Genomic DNA, 7,207 nt, shown 5'->3' with positions numbered 1-7,207 from the left:
GCTCCTCCGGCGACCGGCCGGCCCTGACCAGCTCGACTATCTGGCGACGGAACTCCGGCGGGTAGGCCGGACGCGTCCTTGGCACGATGAACTCCCCCTTGCGGGACCCAGTGTCCCAAAGCGGAAGGTTGTCCATCAAACCGGGGCAACTTCATACCGACCTACAACCACTGGCCCGGAAAGCCCATTCCGGTCCGAGTGGGAGGTCGAGCAGCCGGTCCCGTGCGCTGCCCTCACGTTCGCGTGCTGACGCGCGGCCCGGGCACCATGACGGCCTCGTGCCGGAGCACCGCGGCATAGTGCGCCAACAGCTCATCGCAGAGCACGGGCCAGGTCCGGTGGAGCACCGAGCGTCGGGCGGCGGCGCCGAATCTGCGGCGGCGATCGTCGTCCGCGAGCGCCAGGACGGCCGCGCGCAGCCCGTCGACCGAGTCCACCGGGTACAGGTACCCGGTCCGCCCCGGTGTCACCAGGTCCCGCGGCCCTCCGGCATCCGGCGCGACCACCGGGACACCCGAGGCCAACGCCTCCTGCACCGCCTGGCAGAACGTCTCGAAGGGGCCGGTGTGCACGAACACGTCGAGGGACGCGTAGGTGGCCGCCAGATCGTCGCCGCTGCGGAAGCCGAGGAACGCCGCTCGGGGCAGCAGCGCACGCAAGCGCCGCTCGGACGGGCCCGCGCCGACCACGGCCAGGCGTACACCGGGCAGATCGTTCAGGGCCGCGAGGCTCTCGACCTGTTTCTCGGGGGCGAGCCGGCCGACGTAACCGACCAGCAGTTCGCCGCTCGGCGCCAACTCCCGCCGCAGCGTCTCACTGCGCCGCGCAGGGTCGAACTGGACGGTGTCCACACCCCGCGCCCACCGGTGCACGCGCGGCACGCCCTGATCGAGGAGTGACTCCACCGCCGAGACCGACGGGGCCAGCGTGCGGTCCGCCCGGCGGTGCAGCCGGCGGATCCGGTGCCATCCGTAGCGGGTGAGCACGCCCAGACCGTAGGCCCGGGCGAAGCCCACCAGATCGGTCTGGAACACCGCGACCGTGGGCAGCCGGAGTCTGCGCGCCGCGGTCAGGGCGGCGGCCCCCACCACGAACGGGGAGGCCAGGTGCACCACGTCCGGCCGGAAGTCGCGGATCGCGGTGAACACCTTGCGGGTGGGCAGTCCGATCGGCAGTGACCTGACCGGGGGCAGCCGCACCGAGGGCACCCGCACCACACGGGTGCCGCGGTAGGCGTCGGCGCCGGGCCCCGGGGCGATCACCAGTGCCTCGTGACCGGCTCGGTCGAGATGCTCCAGTACCCGGAGCACCGAGTTGGTGACCCCGTTGACCTCGGGCAGGAAGGACTCGGTGGCGATCGCGACCCGTAGCGGAGCCACGGGAAGCCGTGTGGCAGCGGACGGGTCGTCAGGTGTCGTCTCACACCTGTGAGCGGGCGGCATGACGACCCATTACAGAAGCGGGGACATCCCGGCCGCAACCGCCTGCGGCATGAATCGCCCGGACGGGGTAACGGGGCGGCCCGCATGGACCGCGAGCATCGCCTCGACCGTCGCCGACCAGGGAAAGCACTCGGCCCGGCGACGGGCCGCACCCCGTCGTTCGGCGACGGGCCAGGACAGGACCTCGCGGGCTCCGCGCGCCATCCCCTCCCCCGTCGGCGCCGCGGCGACCCCGGTGCCGGGGACGAGCAGTTCCGAAGCGGCGCCGCCGGCCGCCGCCACCACCGGTGTGCCGCAGGCGAGTGCCTCCAGTACGGACAGCCCGAACGTCTCCACGGGGCACGGGGCCAGGGCCACATCGGCCGCGGCGAGCCGGCGCGCGAGTTCCCTCCGGTCGGGGAGGTGCCCGTGGAACGTCACCGGCAGCCCCACCGCCCGCCGCGCCAGGGCGTCGCGCGCGCTGCCGTCGCCGTGGACGTCGAGCCGCACCGGGATCCCCGCGCGCCCGAGGGCCCGCACGGCCTCGATGGCGGCCTGCGGGTTCTTCTCGGGTGAGAGCCGCCCCGCGTAGACCAGCCGGAGGGGCCCCTGCCGGCGGCTCGGTCGCGCCGGACGGAAGACGTCCAGGTCGACTCCCAGGGGGACACGTCTCAGCGTGCTGACGCCGAGTGCGGCGAACTCCCGCTCGGCGAAGGCCGAGGTGACCACGGTGGTCTCGAACGAGGCGGCCAGGTGCCGGTTCCACCGCCGGACGGCCGACCGCAGGACGGGGCCGCCGCAGCGCCACGCCGCGGGCACCCGGGCAGCGAGGATCGCGTCGAGCCGCTCGTGGGAGAACAGCACGGCCCTGACGCCACGTTCACGGGCCCACCCGCCCACGGCGACGAACGTGGCCTTGTCGGAGACCTCGACCGCGTCCGGGGCCAGCCGGTCGAGCAGGCGGAGCACCGGCGAGGGCCGCACCACCATCCGGTATCCGCCGCCGACCGGGACTCCGGGCAACGCGATCAGCTGCCCTTCGGCGGATCGACGGACGGCCGTACGCGCACCGGGCACCACCAGGATCCGGTCGTGCCCGGCCGCCCGGTACCCCCGTCCGAGTGCGTCGACCACGGTGCGCAGCCCGCCCGACGTCGGGCTGTACATGTTGGCCAGCTGGACGATCCTCATGCCACCGCTCCGGCGCCCGCGACGAGCGCCGCGTACGTCACCGGCCGGGCGCCCGCGGCGAGTGCGACGTCGACGGCGGCGAGGGTGATCTCACGCAACCCGGGCCGCGCCAGGTCGTCCGGGTGCAGCGCGATCCGGAACGGGCGACCGGTCGCCGTGGACCACCGGACGGCTGCGCCCATCAGCCACCCTCCGAAACGCTCGCCCCGTCCGCCGGGTCGATGCGACAGCGCGGGCATCGGCAGCCGGCGTCCGGCAGCCAGGTCATGGACGGCCAGGTGCGAGGTGAGGTAGCGCAGCCCGAGGCGGCGGGCCGCCCGTACGGCCCCCGGCGAGGCCAGCCAGCCCGGCGGGGTGAAGCCGGTCGGTTCGATGCCGACCGCCCGCAGGCCGTCGAGACTCCGGCTGAGCCGCTCGACCGCCGTCGCCTCGTCCAGAGCGCAGAACTCGGCCGCCCCGCGCGCCAGCACGCCGCCGACCCGCTGACGCCACCACGTTCCGCCGGTGCCCGCCCGGTGGCTCCAGCCGTGCGACGAGAGTTCGTGGCCGGCGGCCGCGGCCGCGTGCAGCTCGGCGACCAGCTCCCGGTCCTCACCCAACTCCGGTCCACGCCAGGGACCCGCGATGACCAGCAGGGTGGCCGGGATCCCGCGCGCGTCCAGGTCGGCCAACCACTGCCGGGTCGGCCCGGCGCTCGCGGGAGCCACATCGTGCACGGAGACGACGAAGCAAGGCGGTGTGCTCAACGGACGGTCACCTCGGGCATGTCGGGGACGGGATCGGCCGACTCACGGATTCCGCAACGGCGGTGGACGCCGGCCACCCGCCTCGGCGCCCACCAGTTCCAGCGGCCGAGCAACCGCATGGTCGCCGGCACCAGGAGCGCCCGGACCAGCGTCACGTCGACGACGATCGCGGTGATCATCCCAACCCCGATCAGCTTGGTGAAGACGATCTCGCCGGCCGCGAATCCGGCCACCACCACGATCAGCAGGAGTGCGGCCGTGGTGATGATCCGGCCGGTGCGCTGAAGGCCCAGCGCGACCGAGGCGACGTTGTCGCCGGTGTCGTCCCAGGCCTCGCGCACCCGGGACAGCAGGAAGATCTCGTAGTCGGTGGCCAGGCCGAACAGGACGGCGAACACCAGGATCGGGATGGTGGGCTCGATGACGCCCGTGGGGGTGAACCCGAGCCATCGGGCGAGGTGACCTTGCTGGAAGACCCAGACCAGCACCCCGAACGAGGCACCGATCGAGATCAGGTTCATCGCCACGGCCTTCAGCGGCAGCACCACCGAACCGAAGGCGAGGAACAGCGGCACCAGTGTCACCGCCACCGTGATCCCGATCATCCAGGGCAGCCGCCGACCGAGATCGGCCAGCCGGTCCACGTCCTCCGCCGGCGCGCCTCCGACCAGGACCGTGACGCCCTCGGGCTGGGCGAGCCGGCGAATGGCCCGGACCACGCCGTAGGCCTGACGCCCCGTCCGCTCCCCCGGATATCCGACCGAGAGCAGCGCATCGGCGCCGTGCCCTCCGAGCACCTGGACGTCGAGGACGTCGGGCACCGCCCGGACCCGGTCGGCCACCTCCCGCAGCCGGCCGGGCGAGGCGCCCTCGACCAGCACCTGGACGGTCGCCTGTACCGGGTGCGGGAACTCCGAGACGATGCGCGCGGGCACCACGCGGGCCTGGCTGCCGGCGGGCAGCACGCGTTCGTCGGCTCCGCCGAACCGCACCTGCAGGAAAGGCAGGGTCAGGAGGGCGAGCGCGGCCAGGGCGGCGAAGGTGCAGCGCACCGGGCGGCGCATGACACTGCCCGCCAGCAGCTCCCAGCCGCCCGGCCCGGTGGACTTGCGGCGCGGCCGCCGGGGAAGCGGCACCCGCAGGGAGTTGATCCGCCGTCCGAGGACGGCGAGCGCCGCGGGCAGGACGGTGAGCGCCCCGGCCATGGCTACCAGGACGGCGGCCATTCCACCGAGCGACATCGACCGGAGGAAGACCTCCGGGAAGATCAGCAGGCCGGCGAGGGCGGCTGTGACGGTGAGCCCGGACAGGAACACCGTCCGCCCCGCGGTGGCCAGGGTCCGCGCGACAGCGTCGTGCGGCTCCCACCCGGCCCGCAGCTCCTCCCGGAACCGCCCGACGACCAGCAGCGAGTAGTCGATCGCCATGCCGAGACCGAGCAGGGTGATGCTGTTGACCGCGAAGACCGACACGCTCGTCACAGTGGCCAGCAGGCGGGTGACGGCCAGGGCCCCGATGACCGCGATCCCCCCGACGACGACCGGCATGAGGGCGGCGACCAGCCCGCCGAAGACGACGATCAGCAAGGGCGTCACCAGCAACCCGGCGATCTTCTCGCCACGTTCGACGTCCCGATTCGTCATCTCGTCGGCGGTGGCATCGAAGGCGGTCTGTCCCCCCAGCCGCACCTCCAGGCCGGGGACGGTCAGTTCCGGCCGCAGGACGGCCAACTCGCGTGCCTTGCCCACGGAGTCGGGTGCGCTGAGCCGGATCACGGCGTACGTGGCGTGCCGGTCCCGCGAGACCAGAGCGGGATCGTCGCGGTAGTCGGCGAGCTCGGCCACGTTCGGGTGACGGCGGAGCGCCCCGAGCGCCGGGGTGAGCCGGTCGCGAAAGCCCGGATCGTCGACGGTGGCCGTGGCACTGGAGTAGAGCACCAGCAGGTCGGGATTGCCACCGCCGAATTCGGCTGTGACGCGCCGAGCCACGCGCTCCGAATCGCTGGCCGGATCGCCGAATCCTCCGCTGACCAGATGCTCGAAGCCGCCCTTGGCACCGATCGCGCCCAGCGCCGTGCAGACCAGCGCGGCAGCCAGCAGCGGCCATCGGATCGCGACGACGAGACGACCCCATCGGGTGAACAACACGTGCTGTTCCCCTTCTCTCCGAGGTCTCTTCGAGGTCGCTCGACGGTGCATACTCACAGCACCCAACTGCCGAAGCCACACAAAAGTGCTGCCCATGAGACGAATTGGTACCCGAATTCCCTCCGCCCGGCGGAACCGACCCGCCGATGACCCCAGGCGGTGGCTCGCCCTGGCCGTGGTGCTGGTCGCCTCGTTCATGGACCTGACGGACATGACGATCGTCAATGTCGCGCTGCCCAGCCTGCGCCGGGATCTCGGGGTCGGGTACGCGGCGATCCAGTGGATCACCGCGGGCTACAGCCTCGCGTTCGGCCTGCTGCTGATCGCCGGTGGCCGACTGGGCGACACCTTCGGGCGCAGACGGGTCTTCCTGGCCGGGATGGCCGGCTTCACGGCGGCCTCGACGCTCTGCGGGTGCGCGTCGGACGCCACCGTGTTGATCTGGGCGCGGGTGTTCCAGGGCGCCATGGCCGCGCTGATGGTGCCTCAGGTCCTCGCGATCATCCACGTCACCTTCCCCGCGCACGAGCGCGGCAGGGTCTACGCCGGCTACGGGGCGATGGTCGGGCTGGCCGGGGTCTGCGGACCCCCGCTGGGCGGGCTGCTCGTGGCAGGAGACCTGTGCGGCCTGGGCTGGCGGCCGATCTTCCTGGTGAACCTGCCGGTCGGGGCGGCGGGCCTGCTGCTGGGCCGGCGCTGGCTGCGCGAGTCGAGGTCTCCGGACGCCCTCCGGCTGGACCTGATCGGCACCGCGCTGGCCTGCGCCGGGCTCCTCGCCCTGCTCTACCCGCTGATCCACGGACGCGAGTTGGGCTGGCCGCGATGGTGCTTCGCCTCCATGGCGGCCGCGGTCCCGGTGCTCGCCGGCTTTCTGAGGTACGAACGCCGGATCGCCGGCCGAGGCGGCTCCCCCCTGGTCGCCCTGGCCCTGTTCCGCGCCAGGACGTTCGCCGCCGGGCTCGCCGTCCAACTGCTGCTCAGCATGACGGCCGGCATGCTCTTCCTGTCCTGGGCCCTCTACACCCAAGCCGGCCTGGGCTGGACACCGCTGCGCGCGGGTCTGGCCGGCATCCCGCTCGCGGTCGGGGTGGCGACCGCCGCCGGCCTGTCGATCCAGTTCCTGGTGCCCCGGTTCGGCCGCAAGGTGCTGCAGGCCGGCACCGTGGTCATGAGCGTCGGCGCCGCCGCCATGATCTGGGAGATCGACCGGTACGCGGCCGGTGTCGGCCCCCGGCAGCTGGCGGCGCCGCTGCTGGTGTTCGGGATCGGGCTGGGTCTGGTGATCGCGCCGCTGGGCGACATCGTGCTGACGGACGTCCCGCAGGCCGACGCCGGCTCCGCGTCCGGCCTCACCAGTACCAACGTGCAACTCGGCAGCGCGATCGGCAGCGCGCTGGTGACCTTGGCCCTGCTCGGCCCGATGGGGCGGGGGTCGGCCATGGACACCCAGGCGTTCTCCACGGCGTTCCAGCGCATCCTCGTCTGGGTCATCGGCTTCATGGCGGCGATGTTCGCCCTGATGTTCGCCTTGCCGAAGAACACACGAGACGGTGACGGAGCGGGGCATGCATCCGCGTGTGACGTGGGCCTCAGCCCGGGAAGATCGTCTGTACTCAGAGCACGGGCGGCGACTCGGCCAGTGACGGACAAATCGGGCAAACCCTGACATAAACCGTGAGCCCGCTCACACCCAAAACGGCCT

The 7,207-nt window shown here is 72.9% G+C and carries 5 protein-coding genes; 1 reads left to right on the top strand and 4 read right to left on the bottom strand.

Annotated elements, in window-relative coordinates:
- Positions 1-233 precede the first annotated feature (233 nt).
- From ACGF12_RS37640 to ACGF12_RS37625, 4 genes are all read right to left on the bottom strand, one after another.
- Positions 234-1,379: a glycosyltransferase family 4 protein gene (locus ACGF12_RS37640; protein ID WP_393040874.1), complete on the bottom strand. Its 1,146-nt coding sequence runs from the start codon at positions 1,377-1,379 to the stop codon at positions 234-236.
- A gap of 72 nt (positions 1,380-1,451) precedes the next feature.
- Positions 1,452-2,612, bottom strand: a complete 1,161-nt coding sequence (locus ACGF12_RS37635; RefSeq protein WP_393040871.1) for a glycosyltransferase — start codon at positions 2,610-2,612, stop codon at positions 1,452-1,454.
- Complete coding sequence (locus ACGF12_RS37630; RefSeq protein WP_393040868.1) at positions 2,609-3,358, bottom strand: DUF2334 domain-containing protein; 750 nt, start codon at positions 3,356-3,358, stop codon at positions 2,609-2,611. The genes ACGF12_RS37635 and ACGF12_RS37630 overlap by 4 nt, the downstream gene beginning before the upstream one ends.
- Positions 3,355-5,505 (bottom strand): MMPL family transporter, encoded by a 2,151-nt coding sequence (locus ACGF12_RS37625; protein WP_393040865.1) that lies wholly within the window; start codon positions 5,503-5,505, stop codon positions 3,355-3,357. Before ACGF12_RS37625 ends, ACGF12_RS37630 begins: the two co-directional genes overlap by 4 nt.
- Positions 5,506-5,599: 94 nt before the next feature.
- Here ACGF12_RS37625 and ACGF12_RS37620 point away from each other — a divergent pair, with 94 nt between their 5' ends.
- Complete coding sequence (locus tag ACGF12_RS37620; RefSeq protein WP_393040862.1) at positions 5,600-7,171, top strand: MFS transporter; 1,572 nt, start codon at positions 5,600-5,602, stop codon at positions 7,169-7,171.
- Positions 7,172-7,207 lie beyond the last annotated feature (36 nt).

The organism is Kitasatospora sp. NPDC048296, from assembly GCF_043201815.1.
Lineage (GTDB): Bacteria > Actinomycetota > Actinomycetes > Streptomycetales > Streptomycetaceae > Kitasatospora.
Note: the sequence above shows the minus strand (reverse complement) of the source record. Positions and strands in the feature narration are given on the sequence as shown.